This window comes from Streptacidiphilus pinicola (genome assembly GCF_003258295.1).
GTDB classification, from domain to species: domain Bacteria; phylum Actinomycetota; class Actinomycetes; order Streptomycetales; family Streptomycetaceae; genus Streptacidiphilus; species Streptacidiphilus pinicola.
This window is the reverse complement of sequence record NZ_QKYN01000089.1, coordinates 16,956-35,257: the sequence shown is the minus strand read 5'-3', so window position 1 is coordinate 35,257 and position 18,302 is coordinate 16,956. Positions and strand designations below refer to the sequence as shown.

Here is an 18,302-nt window from a genome sequence, read left to right as displayed (position 1 = left end):
GGTTCACCGCCCGCCCGGAGCAGGAGGTGCGGGCTGATCGCAGGGCAGCGGATCACCCGGGAGACCATAGGGGGTGTTGGCCGTCTGCGTGGCGTAGACGTGGTCGAAGAGGATCTCGAGGGCCGGGGGTGGACTGGCATCGGCGAACTCCACCGCGGCGATGACCTCCTGCTCGGTCTCCGCGTCGATGCGGGCTGCCTGCTCCTCGGTGAGGACGCCGTCGTCGATCAGGCGGGCGCGGAAGCGCGGCAGTGGGTCCTTCTCGCGCAGCCGCTGGGTCTCCTCCGCGGAGCGGTAGCGGGCCGGGTCGACCACGGAGTGGCCGCGGAGCCGGTAGCTGACCGTTTCCAGCAGCACGGGCCGGTGTCTACCCCGGGCGTGCTCCAGCGCGGCTCGTGCGGCGCCACGGACCGCGAGCACGTCGCCGCCGTCCACGCGCGTTCCGGGGATGCGGTAGGAGCAGCCGCGCTTGAACAGGTCCGGTTCTCCGGCTGCTGCTTCCACCGGGGTGGCCATGCCGAGCTGGTTGTTGACGATGACGTAGACGATGGGCAGGTGCCAGACGGCGGCGAGGTTGAGGGCTTCGTGGAAGGCGCCGATGTTGGTCGTGGCGTCTCCGAGCAGGCACATCACCGCTTCGCTGTCCGGGCCCGGCGCCGTGCGGTAGGAGATGGCCAGGGCTGCTCCGGTGGCAGGGGGCAGTTGGCCGCCGACGATGCCGTAGCCGCCGAGCAGCCGCAGGCGCGTGTCGAACAGGTGCATGGAGCCGCCTCGCCCTTTGGACAGGCCGGTGGTGCGGCCGAACAGCTCCGCCATCACCCGACCTGGCTCGGCGCCGCGGGCGAGCGCGTAGCCGTGCTCTCGGTAGGTGGTGAACAGGTAGTCGGTGGGGCGCAGCGCGGCCATGAGCCCGACGCAGGTGGCTTCCTCGCCGAGGTTGAGGTGGCAGTAGCCGCCGACTTTGGCCCGGGTGTACATCTCCGCGGCGCGCAGCTCGAAGGCCCTGATCAAGGTCATCTGGCGGAAGTAGTCGCGCAGTGCCTCCGCCTCCGGGCCGGAGGTGTCGTCGGCGGCCGGGATCCGGTCCGCGTGCTCGCGGTCCGGACCGGTCTGGCTTCCTGAGGTCGTCGAGGTCATCGCCTGGTGTCTCCTGCGTTGGTGCGGGGGCGGGGGCTCAGCTGCCGGGCGGCGCCTCCTGGGCGGTGAAGCGATCAGCGTCGGCGTGGCAGGTGGGGCACCGCGCCGGAGGGTGCTCGCCGCGCGCACTCTGGCCGCACACTCCGCAGACCCACTCACTCGTCAGCAGCGCCACCACATCGGAGCGGCTGACGATCCCCACCAGGGCCCCCGCTGCCAGGACCGGAACGCGTCGGATGCGCCGCTCGATCAGCAGATGGCGCACTTCCTCCACGTCGGTGTCCTCGGTGACACTGATCACCGCCCGGGTCATCACCTCGGCCGCGGTTTCACCCGCCCTGGCGAGCAGGTCGTACTCGCTGACCAGTCCCACCACGGCACCCGCGGCGTCGAGCACGGGTACGGCGCTGATCCGGCGGCCGCGCAGGAGGGCTGCGACCTCCGGCACTGGCGTGTCCTCGGTGACCGTGACCACGGGCGACGTCATGATCTCCTTGGCCTTCATCCTGGCTCCCGTGGCCGGCGCGGACAGGGACAGGGCGTCTCAGAGCACACGGCGCACGCCCAGCATCGAAAGGGCTTCGCGGATCATCTGGTGGGTGAAGCCCCATTCGTTGTCGTACCAGCTCATGACCTTGACCAGAGTGCCGTCCACCACGCGGGTCATCGCGGCGTCGATGACCGACGCCCTCGGATCGCCGATGATGTCGGTGGAGACCAGCGGCTGTTCGGCGAGGCCGAGGACGCCGCGGTAACGGTCCGTCGCCGCCTCTTCGCGGAAGACGGCGTTGACCTCGTCGGCGCTGGTCGGTTGGCTGGTGACGGCGACGATGTCCGCGATCGACCCGACGGGAACCGGGACCCTGATCGCGACCCCGTCGAAGCGCCCGGCGAGCGCGGGAAGCGCCCTGGCGGTCGCGAGCGCCGCTCCCGTGGTCGCGGGGACCATGTTGACCGCTGCGGCGCGGCCGCGCCGGAAGTCCCGGCTCGGGCCGTCGATCAGCTGCTGGCTGGCGGTGTAGGCGTGGACGGTGGTCATGACCGCCCGCTGGACCCCGATCCGCCGTTCCAGTACCTCCACCACCGGGGTGATGCAGTTGGTGGTGCAGCTGGCGCAGGAGATCACCTGCGGGCCGTCCGGGGTGCGGTTGACGCCGTGCACCACTGTGGCCACCGTCTCCGTGCGGGCCGGCGCGGAGAGGATCACGAACCGGGCGCCGGCTTGGAGGTGGCGCTGCAACTCCCCCTCGCGCCGGAACACCCCGGTGCACTCCAGGACCAGGTCGATGCCCAGCTCCCGCCACGGCAGTCCGGCCGGGTCGCGCACCGCATGGACCGGCACCGACCGCCCGTCGATGACCAGGGCGCCATCAGCTGTGCTGACGTTCTTCGGGTAGCGGCCGTAGACGCTGTCGTGGGCCAGCAGATAGGCGAGGTTGTCCGCTGCGATGAGGTCGTTGACCGCGGCGACCTCGACGCCCTCCACATCCCACAGGATCTTCAGCGCGGCACGTCCGATACGTCCGAGCCCGTTGATGGCGACCTTCGGCATCAAAGACGTCCCTTCCAAGCGCGCACAGGACCCCCTCCTCCCGTCCTATCACCGCGACGGCATCCCGGCAGGTGGACGTGGCTGGGCGAGGTGCCTGCAGACGCGTGGCAAAGGCCAGAAGGTGCGCCGAAGGATGCGGTTGCCCGCTACGCCGGCTCTTCGCGGACTTCGCCACGGAACTTCGACGCAAGAGAAGTGATCTCGGCGAGCTCGTCCCACACCGACTGCTCTTGAAGTCGCCGTCGAAAGGGGGCGAACGTCGTAGCGGTCGACCGGCGCGCGCAGAACGCTGCGGACGGGTGATTCGGGGCTCCCGGGCCGAGAGCCCCGGTGTGTCACGGCAAGGGTCTGCCGGTTCGCGGCGAATCATGGCACGGTGGCTACCGACTCTTCCGTGCGCACCAGGAATCCGACAGTCGCGCGCTCCACGGTGGCGCTGAAGGCGGCCATGGCGGTGACCGGCCTGATCATGGTGCTGTTCCTGCTGGTCCACATGTACGGCAACCTCAAGCTCTTCTACGGCCAGGCCGAGTTCGACGACTACGCATACCATCTGCGCACCATGGGCCAGCCGTACCTGCCCTACTCCGGAGGGCTGTGGATCATCCGGGTGGTGCTGCTGGTCAGCGTGCTCACCCACATCGCTTCGGCGTTCACGTTGTGGGCTCGCTCGCGCCGGGCGACCGGAGGCCGGGGCGGTGGACGGTACCAGAGCACCCGCGCGCGGCGTGGCGTGCAGCGCAGCTACTCCTCGTTCACGATGCGCTGGGGCGGTGTGACGATCGCGCTGTTCGTGGTCTACCACCTGCTGCACCTGACGACCGACACCATCCACCCCGGCGGGGTCTCGTCCAGCGCGTACGTGCGGACGGTGAACGGGTTCGAGATCTGGTGGGTCGTGCTGAGCTACACCGTGGCGCTGATCGCGATCGGCTTCCATCTGCGGCACGGCTTCTGGGCGGCGTTGGCGTCGCTGGGGGCCAATACCTCGCGGCGGCGGCGTCGCCATCTGAACGCCTTGGCGGTGGCCGTCGCGGTGGTGATCACGGTCGGGTTCCTGGTCCCGCCCTACACGGTGCTGTTCGGAGGGATCACAGCGTGAGCGAGACCGCGATGCCCCCGGAGTCGGGACTGTTCTCGGTGGGTGCCCCGATCGCCGACACCAAGGCGCCCCCGGGCCCGATCGGCGAGCGGTGGGACGTCCGCCGCTTCAACGCCCGGCTGGTCAACCCTGCGAACCGGCGCCGCCTGTCGGTGATCGTCATCGGCACCGGGCTGGCTGGCGGCTCGGCGGCCGCCACCCTCGGGGAGGGCGGCTACCGGGTCGAGGTGTTCTGCTTCCAGGACACCCCGCGGCGCGCGCACAGCATCGCGGCGCAGGGCGGCATCAACGCGGCCAAGAACTACCGCAACGACGGCGACAGCGTGATGCGGCTGTTCTACGACACGGTCAAGGGCGGCGACTTCCGCGCCCGCGAGTCGAACGTCCACCGGCTGGCGCAGGTCAGCGTCGACATCATTGACCAGTGCGTGGCCCAGGGTGTCCCGTTCGCGCGCGAGTATGGCGGGCTGCTCGACAACCGCTCCTTCGGCGGCGTGCAGGTCTCGCGGACCTTCTACGCCCGGGGCCAGACCGGGCAACAGCTGCTGCTGGGTGCCTACCAGGCGTTGGAGCGTCAGGTCGCGGCCGGCACGGTGCGGGTGCACGCGCGGCACGAGATGCTCGACCTGATCGTGGTGGACGGCCGGGCGCGGGGGGTGGTTGTGCGGAACCTGGTCACCGGGGAGGTCTCTGCGCAGTTCGCGGACGCGGTGGTGCTGGCCACCGGCGGCTACGGCAACGCCTTCTACCTGTCCACCAACGCGGTGGGCTGCAACGCCACGGCGATCTGGCGTGCGCACCGCCGCGGCGCGCTGTTCGCGAACCCGTGCTTCACCCAGATCCACCCCACCTGCATCCCGGTCAGCGGCGAGCACCAGTCCAAGCTGACGCTGATGAGCGAGTCGCTGCGCAACGACGGCCGGATCTGGGTGCCCAAGCTGGCCGGTGACGGGCGTGCGCCCGCAGACATCCCCGAACGGGAGCGGGACTACTTCCTCGAGCGCCGCTACCCGGCCTTCGGGAACCTCGTCCCGCGCGACGTGGCCTCGCGCGCGGCCAAGAACGTCTGCGACGAGGGACGCGGGGTCGGCCCCGGCGGGCTCGGGGTCTACCTGGACTTCGCCGACGCCATCGCCCGCCTGGGGCGGCCGGTCATCGCCGAGCGTTACGGCAACCTGTTCGACATGTACCGGCAGATCACCAGCGAGGACCCCTACCGGGCGCCGATGCGGATCTACCCGGCCGTGCACTACACGATGGGCGGCCTGTGGGTCGACTACGACCTGCAGAGCACCATCCCCGGCCTGTTCGTCATCGGCGAGGCCAACTTCTCAGACCACGGCGCCAACCGCCTCGGCGCGAGTGCCCTGATGCAGGGGCTCGCCGACGGCTACTTCGTCCTGCCCAGCACCCTGGCCCACTACCTCGCGGCCGGCCCCTACCCCTCCGTCGACGAGACCCACCCCGCCACCCGCGAGACGCTCGCAGCGGTCCGTGAGCGCATCACCCGGCTGCTGGCGGTCGGCGGCCGCCGCACCGTCGACTCCTTCCACAAGGAACTCGGCACGATCCTGTGGGACCACTGCGGCATGGAACGCACCCGCGAGGGCCTGACACAAGCCATCGCGGCCGTGCGCGCTCTGCGGGAGGAGTTCTGGCGCGACGTCACCGTCCCAGGCAGCGGCGAGGAACTCAACCAGTCACTGGAACGCGCCGGCCGCGTCGCCGACTTCCTCGAACTCGGGGAACTGATGTGCATCGACGCCCTGCACCGCGACGAATCCTGCGGCTGCCACTTCCGCGCCGAACACCAGACCCCCGACGGCGAGGCACTGCGCGACGACGAGCACTTCGCCTACGTCGCAGCCTGGGAGCACACCGGCGGACCCCCGGTCCTGCACAAGGAGCAACTCGCCTACGAGTACGTCGAACTCAAAGCGCGGAGCTACAAGTGAACATCACCCTCCGCATCTGGCGGCAGCCCGGGCCCGGCCGGCCCGGACACATGGTCACCCACCGCGTCGACGACATCTCCCCCGACATGTCGTTCCTGGAGGTGCTGGACGTCCTGAACCAGCGGCTCACCGCCGCGGGCGAGGACCCGGTCGCGTTCGACAGCGACTGCCGCGAGGGCATCTGCGGCATGTGCGGCCTGGTGATCAACGGCATCGCGCACGGGCCGCAGGCCAGCGTCACCACCTGTCAGCTCCACATGCGCAGCTTCGCCGACGGCGACGTGATCGACGTCGAACCCTGGCGCGCTGGCCCGTTCCCGGTGCTGAAAGACCTCGTCGTCGACCGGAGCGCACTCGACCGGATCATCCAGGCCGGCGGCTACATCAGCATCCCCACCGGCTCCGCCCCCGAGGCCCACAGCATCCTGGTCCCCAAGGACGACGCCGAGGACGCCTTCGACGCCGCGACCTGCATCGGCTGCGGTGCCTGTGTCGCGGCGTGCCCCAACGGATCGGCGGCGCTGTTCCTCGGCGCGAAGATCACCCACCTCGGCCTGCTGCCGCAGGGGCAGCCGGAACGCGACAGTCGTGCCCTCGCCATGATCGCCCGGCACGACGCCGAGGGCTTCGGCGGCTGCAGCCAGATCGGTGAGTGCACGGCGGTGTGCCCCAAAGACATCCAGCTGGAGGTCATCTCGCGGTGCCACCGCGATGTCGTCACCGCGCTGTTCCACCATGGCGAGCAGCAGGAAGGACCGCCGGAGGACCAGACCGGCGGCAACTTGGCCTCGGGGCCGGCCGGCGACTGATCCCGAAGCATCCACGAGGAGGGCGCAGGCGATGCGCGTCGACTACCGCACCACCTTGCCCGGCGGCGTCAAAGCGCTCCAGGAATTGGAACAGGCAGTACGGCGAAGCACGCTGGGGCCGGAACTGCTGGAACTCGTCCGGATCCGGGCCTCCCAGATCAACGGCTGCGCCTACTGCCTGGCCATGCACAACCGCGACGCCCGAGCCCACGGCGAGCACCAGACACGCCTGGACGTCGTCGCGGCCTGGCGCGAGGCGCCGCTGTTCACCGACCGTGAACGCGCCGCGCTCACGTGGTGCGAGGCACTCACCGACCTGCCCTCGAGCGGCGCCCCGGACGCCGACTACGCCGCGGTTGCCGCCGCCTTCACCCCCGAAGAGGTCGCCGCACTCACCTTCGGCATCGTGGCGATCAACGGCTGGAACCGGCTCGCCGTTGGCCTGCGCACCCCGCTCACCTCTCTTGACGGCCTCGACCTGCCTGCGAACCCACCCGCCCCCGCCGACCCACCACAAGGATGAGGAGCATGCCCGCCGTGCCGATCGACAGCTTCGCCGCCAAGGGGCGCCTGGACGCCGCCGGATCCACCTTCGCCATCTACCGGCTCGACGCGCTCGACCGCGCCGCCCGCCTCCCGTACAGCCTGAAGGTGCTGTTGGAGAACCTGCTGCGCAACGAGGACGGTCGCACGGTCACCGCCGACCAGATCAACGCGCTGGCGGCCTGGGACCCGGGAGCCGAGCCGGCCACCGAGATCCAGTTCACCCCGGCTCGGGTGCTGATGCAGGACTTCACCGGCGTGCCGTGCATCGTCGACCTCGTCGCCATGCGCGAGGCGATGGCCGCCCTCGGTGGCGACGTACGGCGCATCGACCCGCTGCGCCCGGTCGACCTGATCATCGACCATTCCGTGATCGCCGACTACTACGGCACCCCCCAGGCGTTCGACCGCAACGTCGAGCTGGAGTTCCACCGCAACGCCGAGCGCTACCAGTTCCTGCGCTGGGGACAGACCGCCTTCGACAGCCTTCGGGTCGTCCCGCCCGGAACCGGCATCTGCCACCAGGTCAACCTCGAACACCTCGCCCGCGTCGTGTTCGCGGAAGACGGCACGGCGTTTCCCGACACCCTGGTCGGCACCGACTCGCACACCCCCATGGTCAACGGGCTCGGCGTCCTGGGCTGGGGCGTCGGCGGCATCGAAGCCGAAGCGGCCATGCTCGGCCTGCCGCTCAGCATGCTCATCCCGCGCGTGGTCGGCGTGAAGCTCACCGGGGCCCTGCCCGAGGGCAGCACCGCCACCGACCTGGTCCTCACCATCGCCGAGAAGCTCCGCGCACGCGGTGTGGTCGGCTCTTTCGTGGAGTTCTACGGACCCGGCGTCGCCAACGTGCCTCTCGCCAACCGGGCCACGATCGGCAACATGAGCCCCGAATACGGCGCCACCTGCGCGATCTTCCCCGTCGACGACGAGACCCTGTCCTACTTGCGGCTCACGGGCCGAGACCGGGACCACATCGCTTTGGTGGAGGCGTACGCCAAGGAGCAGGGGCTGTGGCACGACCCCGACCACGAGCCCGCCTACTCCGCGACTCTGGAGATCGACCTCTCGGCCATCGTGCCCTCGATCGCGGGTCCCAAGCGCCCCCAGGACCGCATCGTCCTGTCCGACGCACCGCGCGCCTTCCGCGCCGTGCTCGGAGGCTACGTCTCCTGCGACCCGGCCCCGGTCGGGCTCGACGAGAGCAGCGCGGAATCCTTTCCCGCCTCCGATCCTGTCTCTGTCACCGGCAACCACGCGGGCGACGCGCCCACGAACTTCGACACCAGCCGGGCCGTGGAGGCCCGGCCGCTGAACGCCACCCCGGTGACCTTCAGCGACGGCAGCACGGCCGAGATCGGCCACGGCGCGGTGGTGATCGCCGCCATCACCTCCTGCACCAACACCTCCAACCCCGAGGTCATGGTCGGCGCCGCACTGCTGGCCAAGAAGGCCTGCGAGCGGGGTCTGAAGCCCAAGCCGTGGGTGAAGACCACCCTCGCCCCCGGCTCGAAGGTCGTCATGGACTACTTCGAACGCGCCGGCCTGGTCCCGTACCTGGACGCACTCGGCTTCGACCTGGTCGGCTTCGGCTGCACCACCTGCATCGGCAACTCCGGCCCCCTGATCGAGGAAGTCGGCCGCGCCGTGGCCGACCAGGATCTGACGGTGGCGTCGGTGCTCTCCGGCAACCGGAACTTCGAGGGCCGCATCCACCCTCAGACGAAACTGAACTACCTCGCCTCCCCGCCCCTGGTCATCGCCTACGCCCTGGCCGGGTCGATGACCGTCGACCTCACCCGCGACCCGCTCGGCACCGGAAACGACGGCAGGCCGGTCTACCTGCGCGACATCTGGCCCAGCCAGCGCGAGATCCGCGACGTCATCGCCGCCAGCCTGAACCCGCAGATGTTCACCCGCGACTACGCCGACGTCTTCACCGGCGACCAGCGCTGGAGCGACCTGCCCACCCCGCACCAGGAGCTGTTCGCTTGGGACCCCGACTCCACCTACGTGCGCCGGCCCCCGTACTTCGAGGACCTCACCCGCACCCCGCAGCCGCTCCGCGACATCGAGAACGCCCGGGTGCTCGTCCTGCTCGGCGACTCGGTGACCACCGACCACATCTCCCCCGCGGGCGCCATCAAACACGACTCACCGGCCGGGCAGTACCTCGCCGCCCACGGCGTCGAGCGGCGCGACTTCAACTCCTACGGCTCCCGCCGCGGGAACCACGAGGTGATGATCCGCGGCACCTTCGCCAACATCCGCCTGCGCAACCTCCTCGCCCCCGGCACCGAAGGCGGCGTCACCCGCCACCTGCCCGACGGCGACCAGACCACCATCTTCGACGCCGCCACGCGCTATGCCGACGAGGGCACCCCTCTGCTCGTCATCGCCGGCAAGGAGTACGGCTCCGGCTCCTCGCGCGACTGGGCCGCCAAAGGCACCGCTCTGCTGGGCGTGAAGGCCGTGCTCGCCGAGTCGTTCGAACGCATCCACCGCTCCAACCTCATCGGCTTGGGCGTCCTGCCCCTGCAGTTCGCCCCAGGCCAGAGCAGGGAGTCCCTCGGCCTGAGCGGCGAGGAGACATACGCCATCCACGGCCTGGCAGGCACGGACGGACCACTGCCCCGCGAAGTCACCGTCACCGTGAACCGTCCAGGCACGGCCCCACTCGAGTTCACAGCCCAGGTGCGGATCGACACTCCCACCGAGGCCGACTACTACCGGCACGGCGGCATCCTGCCCTACGCCCTGCGCACCCTGCTCCCAGCATGAGCAACCGCCTCACGGATCGTTGTGAGTCACGCCTGGGTCCATTCCGACACATCCCGGGCGCCCGCCCCCGGGGCTTGCGGAAGGACGTGTCAGTGCGCCGGGGTCCCGGGGGGCGCGCAACTCCCCGCGACCGCGGGGTCTGTGAACCCGGTTGGCCCGGTCGGCTCGCCGTCGCCCCGGCGTGGTGCGATCGTGAGCAAGCGGCCGGGGCAGTGACGAGCACCCGCCGCGGTGAGGAGTGACCATGATGCTGCAGCAATTGGTCCAGCGGATCGAAGGCCTGCACCAGCTGGACAGCGCCTGCCACGCGACGGCCGCCTGGGTGGCCCGGGCCACCCGTCCCCGCGCGGTCAAGAACGCGTTGTCGGGCAACTGGCTGGGCCATCCGCTGCACCCAGCGCTGACGGACCTGCCCATCGGCGCCTGGGCCATGGCCACCCTGGTCGACGTGACCTGCGGCCCGGCCGGGGCCGCCGCGTCGCGTCGCCTCGTCGGCGCGGGTCTGATCGCGGCGCTGCCGACCGCCGCCGCAGGAGCGTCCGACTGGTCCGACAGCTACGGTCCGGAGCAGCGGGCCGGGTTCGTGCACGCCGTGAGCAACGCGACTGCGACCGTGCTGCAGGCGGGATCCTGGGCGGCCCGCCGACGCGGACAGCACGCGACGGGGATGGCGCTGAGCGGCGCGGGGCTGGGTCTGACCTTGGCAGCCGCCTATCTGGGCGGGCACCTGTCCTTCGTCAGGGGGGTCGGGGTCAACCACGCCGCGTTCCAGGACACGGTCGGCGACTGGACCGACGTCGCGGCCGTGACCGATCTTGGCGACGGCACGCCCTTGCGCGTCACCGCAGGCGGTGTGCCGGTGGTACTCGTCCGCGAAAACGATTCGCTGTACGCGCTCTCGGCGACCTGCACCCACGCCGGCGGCCCGCTCGACGAGGGCACACTTGAAGGCGAAGGCTGTCTGCGCTGCCCTTGGCACGGCAGCGTCTTCCGGCTCGCCGACGGCTCCGTGGTGCGGGGACCCGCGTCGGTGGCCGCACCACGCTGGGAGGTCAGGGCCGACGACGGCCGCCTGTTCGTGCGGTCCGTGCCGGCCTGACGGGCAACCGGGTCGGCGCGGGCGCGAGAGGAGGCGACGGACGGTGACGCGGTTCTCGGTGGGTGACCATGTCCGGTGGAACTCCGAGGCTGGCTTCGTCGAAGGCGTCGTTGTGAAGAAGCACACCCGCGACCTGGACTGGAAGGGCCACGTGCACCACTGCACCGAGGAGGACCCGCAGTACGAGATCAAGAGCGACAAGAGTGACCACATCGCCCTGCACAAGGGCGGGGCGCTGACGAAGATCCCGAAGAGTGGCTAGCCACCGGCTAGCCACTCCCGCCCGGCGACCTCGGGCGAGCCGGGCACCGCGGGATGAGGCAGGCATGGGCGAGCGCATCTTCACGGTGGGGCACTCGACGCGCGACTTCAACGACGTGCTGGCCCTGCTGCGCGCGAACGAGGTCACGCACCTGGTCGACGTCCGCTCGTTCCCGTCGTCGAGGAAGTTTCCGCAGTGGAACCAGCAGGCCGTCATCGACGCGCTCCCCGCGGACATCTCCTACCGGTGGATCGCGAAGCTGGGCGGACGCCGCCACACTTCCAAGGACGTGTCGAGCGTGAACGGGGCCTGGCGGGTCAAGGCGTTCCGTGACTACGCCGACTACATGGCCACCCCCGACTTCGCCGCCGGACTAGCCGAACTCCTGGCGCTCGCCGACAACGGGCGGCCCGCGATCATGTGCAGCGAGGCGGTGCCGTGGCGGTGCCACCGTAGGCTGATCACCGACGCTCTGCTCGTTGCCGGCCGACAGGTCTGGCACATCATCTCGGCCGCCAAGGTGACGCCCGCAGTCCTGAACGAGCACGCCGAGGTCCGGGACGGTCACCTGGTCTACCCGGCTCAGCCCGAAGTGACGGGCGGGAGCCTGGTCGAGGAGGTCCGCGAACAGGTCCTGGCCATCCCGGCCGGCCACGTCGCCTCCTACGGCGAGATCGGCGAGCGGATTGCGGCGGGACCACGACAGGTGGGACAGGCGATGAGCCAGCTCGAGGAGGGGGTGCCCTGGTGGCGTGTGGTGCATGCCGACGGAACGCCCGCCTCCTGCCACGGCGGGCGGGCGACCGAACTTCTGCGAGCCGAGGGGACACCGATGCGGGACGGTCGGGTGGACATGCGGCGCGCGCGGCACCTCGGGAACTGAGCGGACGACCGACCCGCGTCGCCGGCCCCGCCGGGAGCACACGAACGCGTGACCGCGCCCGCTTCACCCACGCCGGCGATTCGGAGTGCGCAGGGCGAGCACGGCGACGTCGTCGTCACGTGCCGGGCCGGGCCCCGCGACAAGCTCCGAGCAGACCTCCCGCAGTGGGGCCCTGGCGAGGCGACCGGCGTGGCCCGCCAGGGCAGTCAGGCCCACGTCGATGTCCTCGCCGCGGCGCTCCACCAGCCCGTCGGTGAACAGCAACAGCGTGCTTCCTGCGGGGAGTGGGTGGGCGTGGTCGTAGCGGGGGACGGCGGGGTCGATCCCCACCGGGATCCCGTGGTGGGACGGGGCGAGGTAGCGCGTGCTTCCGTCCGCGCCGACCAGCAGCGGCGGGGGGTGTCCGGCGTTGCTCCAATGAAGGGTGTACGCGCCGTCGGCCTCTTCGATGCGGCCGAGCACCAGGGTGGCGGTGGGCGGCTCGGGGAACATCGTCAGAGCGTGGTCCAACTTGGAGAGGACCAGGCTGGTCGGTCCGCCGTGGTCGTAGACCAGGGCGCGCAGCATGTTGCGGATCTGCCCCATGAGCGGCGCGGCCTCCACGTCGTGGCCGGTGACGTCCCCGACCACCACGCAGGTCGCGCCGTCGGGCAGGGTCAGGGCGTCGTACCAGTCCCCGCCGAGCCGCGTCACCTCGGAGGCGGGCTCGTAGCGGACGTCGATCTCCAGGGGGCCGAGATCCGGCAGGGTGGGGAGCATGCGCAGTTGGAACTGCTCGGCCGCGTGCTTGAGGCCCTGGTAGAGGCGGGCGTTCTCGATGCTGACGCTCGCACCGCTGGCCAGCGCGGTCAGCAGGGTCTCGTCGCCGTCGGTGAACGGCGTGCCGTCCCTCTTGTCGGCGAGGTAGAGGTAGCCGTACATGGTGCCGCGCACCATCAGGGGAACAGCGAGCAGTGTGGTCATGACCGGGTGGCCGGGCGGGAAGCCGGAGGCACCGGGATGGGAGGCCAGGTCGGCGACGCGCAGTGGTCTGGGGTCGGTCGCCAGGGTGTCCAGCAGGCCGTGGCGCTCGGGGATCCCGAACGCTTGTCGCAGGTGCTGCTCGTCGACGCCGGCGGTGATCAGGTCGGCCTTGCCGCCGGTGGGACCGAGCACTTCGATGGCGCCGTAGCGGGCGTCGACCAGGTCGCAGGCCGCGTCCACGATGCGTTTGAGCACGACGCGGCCGTCCAGGTCCGTGCTGATGGTCACGACGGCGTCGAGCAGGCGGCGCAGCCGCCGGTAGCCGAGGGCGACCTCGCGTACCTGCTCGTCCAGTGCGTCAAGGGTGTCGCTCTTCCGCAGGCGGCGAAGCTGCTCGGCCGCGTACGGATCGGGGGCGCCGTGGCTGTGCCGGGCTGAAGCGTGCTCCTCGGCCATGTCCTGCCTCCTCCCCCGGTCTCCTCGCAGGCCGATCCGGGTGGTTCGGTCGCCGTTTCTCCAGTGTGCGCTGGGTGCCGGTGGGACCGCAGGCAGAGCCGGCGGCACCATCCCCCGGATCGGGCTTCAACGTCTCAGGGCACGACGACCACGGGGCAGTGTGCGTGCCGGGCCAGCCGCGTGGACACCGAGCCGAACAACTGGTGCACCTTGTGCTCGGGCGCGCCGAGGACCAGCGCCTCCGCGTGGTGCTCATCCGCCAGGCGGGCCAGCTCGTATCCGGTGTCGCCGGTCCGACAGATGACGTGCATGTCGACCCCCGGCCAGTACGGTGACGGGCAGGGCCTCGGCCATTTCCTTGCGCACCCAATCGAGCAAGGCAGCCTCCTGGCCGACCGGGTCGACCATTGCGGCAACGTAGGGAGTCGGGGCCGCACTGATGTAGGCGACGAGCAGCGGCTGGTGGATCCGTCGCGCCAGCCCTGCGGCCCAGGCCAGAGCGCGTCCGCTGGAGGTGGAACCGTCATAGCCGACCAGCACCGGCTGCCACGGCACCGCGCGCGCCTGCTGGGAGTGGGCTTGGGACACGGCTCGCTGGCCCTTTCGACGGTGGTGGTCGGCGCCCGTCCAAGAGGAAGGCTTGGGAACCAGTGTGACCGGACATCAGGTCGCTCACGCGCTCCGCATCGCACGGTCGCCGGTTGCGGGCCGAGGGCGCGTCGCGGCCACTACGGGAGTGAACCGCGGGGACATCTCCGCGCACACCTCGGGAGGCCCGCGGAGTCAGCGTGTGGGGTGTCGGTGCCTTCTGGCGTTCGCAGGTGATGGTGTCGGAGATGACGTTCCGTCTGGGACCGGGCAGCGTCCGGTGGCGCGTCGTCCGATGGGTTGAGTTGAGTGCCAAGTTACTGTTGGGTGCTGGTGGATGGTCAAGTGCTCGGAGGTTGCGGAACCGCTCACCGGTGATGCGTGGGCTGGATCTTGGCCCTGGGCTTGAGCGCGACTGCCGAGGTGTGAGCGTGAGGCGAGCAGAGCGGGATGTCGGCGGACACGGCGGCGAGGACGCGCCAGGCGGAAGCCTGGCGCCGCTTGTGCCGGGCGGGGAGCCGGTGGAGTCGCTGCTGCGCGCGGCGCAGTTCTTCACTCCAGGCGATCCCACTGCCGACTATCGCGAGGTGCACCGGCGCGGTGGGCGAGGGGCGGAGGAGTTCTACCGGGAGCGCTGGCGGCACGACAAGGAAGTGCGGTCGACCCATGGGGTGAACTGCACCGGGTCGTGCTCGTGGAAGGTGTACGTCAAGGACGGGATCATCACGTGGGAGACCCAGCAGACCGATTATCCCTCGGTCGGGCCCGATTCCCCGGAGTACGAGCCACGTGGCTGCCCGCGCGGGGCGTCGTTCTCCTGGTACACCTACTCGCCCTCCCGGGTGCGCTACCCGTACGTTCGCGGTCCGCTGCTCCAGATGTGGCGCGAGGCGCGCTCACGGCTCGGTGACGCGGTCGCGGCCTGGGCGGAGATCACCCGGGATCCGGAGCGCACCGCACGATACAAGGGCGCCCGGGGCAAGGGCGGGTTCGTGCGGGCGGGCTGGGACGAGGTCAGTGAGCTGATCGCCGCGGCGCACGTGCACACGGTCAAGCGGTACGGTCCGGACCGGGTGGTGGGTTTCTCGCCGATCCCGGCGATGTCGCAGGTCTCCTACAGTGCGGGCACCCGGTTCCTGTCGATGATCGGCGGGACGATCCTGTCGTTCTACGACTGGTACGCCGACATGCCGATCGCCTCGCCGCAGGTGTTCGGGGACCAGACCGACGTGCCGGAGTCGGGTGACTGGTGGAACTCGTCCTACCTGATGATCTGGGGCACGAACCTGCCGATCACCCGGACCCCGGACGCGCACTTCATGACGGAGGCGCGATACAAGGGGCAGAAGGTGGTGGTAGTCAGCCCGGACTATTCGGATCACACGAAGTTCGCCGACGACTGGCTGGCGTGCGCCCCTGGCAAGGACGCCGCGCTGGCGATGTCGATGGGCCACGTGGTGCTGACCGAATTCTTCCGGGACCGGCAGGTCCCGTACTTCACCGACTACGTCAAGACCTACACGGACCTGCCGTTCCTGGTCACCCTGCGTGAGCGCGGCGACGGCTTCGTGCCGGACCGGTTCCTGACGGCCGCGGACCTCGGCGCGAGCCGGGAGGCCGCGGCGCATCAGACGGTGCTGCTGGATGCCGTGAGTGGCGAGCCGGTGTTCCCGAACGGCACCCTTGCCAGCCGCTTCTCCGCCTCCGGGGCGGGCCGGTGGAACCTGGATCTCGGCGGCGTGGATCCGCTGCTGAGCCTCTATACGGCGGACGCGGAGTCGGTGGCGGTGGATCTGCCGCGTTTCGACGTGGGGCAGACGGAGGGCGGCGGGGTCATCCGGCGCGGCGTGCCGGTGCGCCGGCTCGGCGATCGCCTGGTGACCACGGTGTTCGATCTGCTGATGGCGCAGTACGGGGTGGGGCGTGAGGGTCTGCCGGGCACCTGGCCGACGGGTTACGAGGATGCGTCGAGCCCGTACACCCCGGCGTGGCAGGAGGCGATCACCTCGGTGCCGGCGGCCGCGGCGGCGCGGGTGGCGCGTGAGTTCGCGCGCAACGCGGAGCTCTCCCGCGGCCGGTCGATGATCGCGATGGGCGCGGGGACGAACCACTGGTTCCACTCGGACCAGATCTACCGGTCGTTTTTCACCCTCACGATGCTGTGCGGGTGTCAGGGGGTGAACGGCGGCGGGTGGGCGCACTATGTCGGGCAGGAGAAAGTGCGTCCGCTCACCGGGTTCCAGCAGGTGGCTTTCGGCCTGGACTGGCAGCGCCCGACCCGGCACATGACCGGGACGTCGTTCTTCTATCTGCACACTGACCAGTGGCGTTACGAGCACTTCGACGCCGCGCAGTTCTCCAGTCCGCTCGGGCGGGGGCTGTTCACCAAGCGGGCGTTCGTCGATGCGCTCGCTCAGGCCTCGCGGATGGGCTGGACCCCGTCGCATCCGGCGTTCGACCGCAACCCGCTGGATTTGGCGGATGCGGCGGCCGCGGCCGGCAAGGACGTGAACGCGTACGTGGTCGAGGAACTGCAGGCTGGCCGGCTGCGTTTCGCGGGCGAGGATCCGGACGATCCGGCGAACTTCCCGCGGGTGATGACGGTGTGGCGAGCGAACCTGCTCGGCTCCTCCGGCAAAGGCATGGAGTACTTCATGCGCCACCTGCTCGGGGTCGAGGACGCGGTGCGCGCCGCCGAGTCCCCGGAGCATCTGCGGCCCGCGGAGGTGGCCTGGCGTGAGGAGGCGCCGCGGGGCAAGCTCGACCTCGTCACGACCATCGACTTCCGGATGACCAGTACGTGTACGTACTCGGACATCGTGCTGCCGGCGGCCACCTGGTACGAGAAGCACGACATCTCCACCACCGACATGCACCCGTTCGTGCACTCGTTCAACCCGGCCATCGCCCCGCCGTGGGAGACGCGCACCGACTTCGAGGTGTTCAAGACGATCGGGGAGGCGTTCTCGAAGCTGGCCGCGCAGCATCTGGGCACGCGCACCGACGTCCTGACCGTCCCGCTGATGCACGACAGCCCGGACGAGCTCGCGCAGCCCGGTGGTGTGGCGCGTGACTGGCGGCGCGGTGAGTGCGAACCGGTCCCCGGGGTGACGATGCCGAAGCTGGTCACCGTCGAGCGCGACTACGCGGCGGTGGCGGCGAAGATGGCCGCGCTCGGCCCGCTCGTGGAGAGCGCGGGCACTGCCGTCAAGGGCATCTCCTGGAAACCGGTGGCGGCGGTCGACCTGCTCGGGCGGGTCAACGGGCGGGTGCGCGGCGGCGTGGCGGACGGGCGGCCGAAGCTGGTGCGGGACGTGCACATGGCCGAGGCGATCCTCGCGCTGTCCGGCACCACCAACGGTGAGGTCGCACTCCAGGGGTGGCACGCGCTGGAGGAGCGCACCGGGGTGAAGCTGGCGGATCTGGCTGAGGAGCGCGCCGGTGAGCGGATCTCGTTCGCCGACACGCAGGTCCAGCCGCGAGCAGTGATCACCTCGCCGGAGTGGTCGGGCAGCGAGACCGGGGGGCGACGTTATTCGGCGTTCGTGGTCAACGTCGAGCGGAAGAAGCCCTGGCACACCCTGACCGGTCGGATGCACTTCTTCCTGGACCACGAGTGGATGGCCGAGTACGGCGAACAGTTGCCGGCCTACCGTCCGCCGCTGGACTATCCGCGGCACTACGGTGACCAGGGCCTGGGCGAGGCGGGCCGTCCGGAGATCATGGTCCGCTACCTGACCCCGCATTCGAAGTGGTCGATCCATTCGGAATACCAGGACAACCTGCACATGCTCCGGCTGTTCCGCGGCGGACCGGTGATCTGGATGAGCCCGCAAGACGCGGCGAAGATCAAGGTGGCGGACAACGACTGGATCGAGGCGTTCAACCGCAACGGTGTGGTCACCGCGCGGGCCGTGGTCACCCACCGGATGCCGCAGGGCACGGTGTACATGTACCACGCGCAGGACCGGCACCTGATGACCCCGAAGTCCGAGGTCTCCGGCTGGCACGGCGGTGGAGACAACTCCCTGACCCGCCTGGTGGTCAAACCCACCCACATGATCGGCGGCTACGGCCAGTTCTCGTACGGGTTCAACTACTACGGCCCGACCGGTAACCAGCGCGACGAGGTCACGGTCATCCGCCGCCGCGCCCAGGAGGTGGAGTTCTGA

15 protein-coding genes and 1 pseudogene are annotated in these 18,302 nt (G+C 70.3%); 10 read left to right on the top strand and 6 right to left on the bottom strand.

The features are described 5' to 3' along the window. Positions 1–3: 3 nt before the first annotated feature. The 3 genes from pdhA to gap are packed head-to-tail and all read right to left on the bottom strand — an operon-like array spanning position 4 to position 2,689. The gene (gene pdhA, locus DN069_RS22775; protein WP_111503695.1) at positions 4–1,137 is read right to left on the bottom strand and encodes a pyruvate dehydrogenase (acetyl-transferring) E1 component subunit alpha; all 1,134 of its coding nucleotides are present in this window, start codon (positions 1,135–1,137) and stop codon (positions 4–6) included. Positions 1,138–1,174: 37 nt separating this feature from the next. Then, positions 1,175–1,642, bottom strand: a complete 468-nt coding sequence (locus tag DN069_RS22770; RefSeq protein ID WP_111503693.1) for a CBS domain-containing protein — start codon at positions 1,640–1,642, stop codon at positions 1,175–1,177. A gap of 39 nt (positions 1,643–1,681) precedes the next feature. Then, a complete protein-coding gene (gene gap / locus DN069_RS22765) occupies positions 1,682–2,689 on the bottom strand; it encodes a type I glyceraldehyde-3-phosphate dehydrogenase (protein WP_111503691.1) in 1,008 nt (335 codons plus the stop codon). 376 nt (positions 2,690–3,065) lie between these two features. Here gap and DN069_RS22760 point away from each other — a divergent pair, with 376 nt between their 5' ends. The 9 genes and pseudogenes from DN069_RS22760 to DN069_RS40230 all read left to right on the top strand — a co-directional run bounded on the left by DN069_RS22760 (position 3,066) and on the right by DN069_RS40230 (position 12,123). Continuing rightward, the gene (locus DN069_RS22760; RefSeq protein WP_243639593.1) at positions 3,066–3,791 is read left to right on the top strand and encodes a succinate dehydrogenase cytochrome b subunit; all 726 of its coding nucleotides are present in this window, start codon (positions 3,066–3,068) and stop codon (positions 3,789–3,791) included. An 11-nt stretch (positions 3,792–3,802) separates the two neighbouring features. Beyond that, complete coding sequence (locus DN069_RS22755; RefSeq protein WP_111503737.1) at positions 3,803–5,746, top strand: fumarate reductase/succinate dehydrogenase flavoprotein subunit; 1,944 nt, start codon at positions 3,803–3,805, stop codon at positions 5,744–5,746. Then, a complete protein-coding gene (locus tag DN069_RS22750) occupies positions 5,743–6,555 on the top strand; it encodes a succinate dehydrogenase/fumarate reductase iron-sulfur subunit (RefSeq protein ID WP_111503687.1) in 813 nt (270 codons plus the stop codon). The genes DN069_RS22755 and DN069_RS22750 overlap by 4 nt, the downstream gene beginning before the upstream one ends. A gap of 31 nt (positions 6,556–6,586) precedes the next feature. Further along, positions 6,587–7,078 carry a carboxymuconolactone decarboxylase family protein gene (locus DN069_RS22745; protein WP_111503685.1) on the top strand — a complete coding sequence of 164 codons (492 nt, stop codon included), beginning with the start codon at positions 6,587–6,589 and terminating at the stop codon, positions 7,076–7,078. A 14-nt stretch (positions 7,079–7,092) separates the two neighbouring features. Continuing rightward, on the top strand, positions 7,093–9,879 hold the full coding sequence (locus DN069_RS22740; RefSeq protein WP_424556316.1) for an aconitate hydratase: 2,787 nt from the start codon (positions 7,093–7,095) through the stop codon (positions 9,877–9,879). Between the two features lie 244 nt (positions 9,880–10,123). Further along, positions 10,124–10,978 (top strand): Rieske (2Fe-2S) protein, encoded by an 855-nt coding sequence (locus DN069_RS22735; protein WP_111503681.1) that lies wholly within the window; start codon positions 10,124–10,126, stop codon positions 10,976–10,978. 43 nt (positions 10,979–11,021) lie between these two features. Further along, positions 11,022–11,240: a hypervirulence associated TUDOR domain-containing protein gene (locus DN069_RS22730; RefSeq protein WP_111503679.1), complete on the top strand. Its 219-nt coding sequence runs from the start codon at positions 11,022–11,024 to the stop codon at positions 11,238–11,240. Between the two features lie 64 nt (positions 11,241–11,304). Then, positions 11,305–11,823 (top strand): annotated as a pseudogene (locus DN069_RS40235) (DUF488 domain-containing protein); the annotation flags it as partial. A 9-nt stretch (positions 11,824–11,832) separates the two neighbouring features. After that, on the top strand, positions 11,833–12,123 hold the full coding sequence (locus DN069_RS40230; protein WP_165845607.1) for an MGMT family protein: 291 nt from the start codon (positions 11,833–11,835) through the stop codon (positions 12,121–12,123). A gap of 63 nt (positions 12,124–12,186) precedes the next feature. Here DN069_RS40230 and DN069_RS22720 read toward each other — a convergent pair whose 3' ends face one another. The 3 genes from DN069_RS22720 to DN069_RS42905 all read right to left on the bottom strand — a co-directional run bounded on the left by DN069_RS22720 (position 12,187) and on the right by DN069_RS42905 (position 14,082). Then, a complete protein-coding gene (locus tag DN069_RS22720) occupies positions 12,187–13,542 on the bottom strand; it encodes a PP2C family protein-serine/threonine phosphatase (RefSeq protein WP_111503675.1) in 1,356 nt (451 codons plus the stop codon). 134 nt (positions 13,543–13,676) lie between these two features. Further along, positions 13,677–13,853 (bottom strand): universal stress protein, encoded by a 177-nt coding sequence (locus DN069_RS42635; RefSeq protein ID WP_111503673.1) that lies wholly within the window; start codon positions 13,851–13,853, stop codon positions 13,677–13,679. Then, positions 13,795–14,082, bottom strand: a complete 288-nt coding sequence (locus DN069_RS42905; RefSeq protein WP_424556315.1) for a universal stress protein — start codon at positions 14,080–14,082, stop codon at positions 13,795–13,797. The genes DN069_RS42635 and DN069_RS42905 overlap by 59 nt, the downstream gene beginning before the upstream one ends. A gap of 569 nt (positions 14,083–14,651) precedes the next feature. Here DN069_RS42905 and DN069_RS22705 point away from each other — a divergent pair. Then, entirely contained in the window at positions 14,652–18,302 is a 3,651-nt protein-coding gene (locus DN069_RS22705) for a nitrate reductase subunit alpha (protein ID WP_424556314.1), read from the top strand.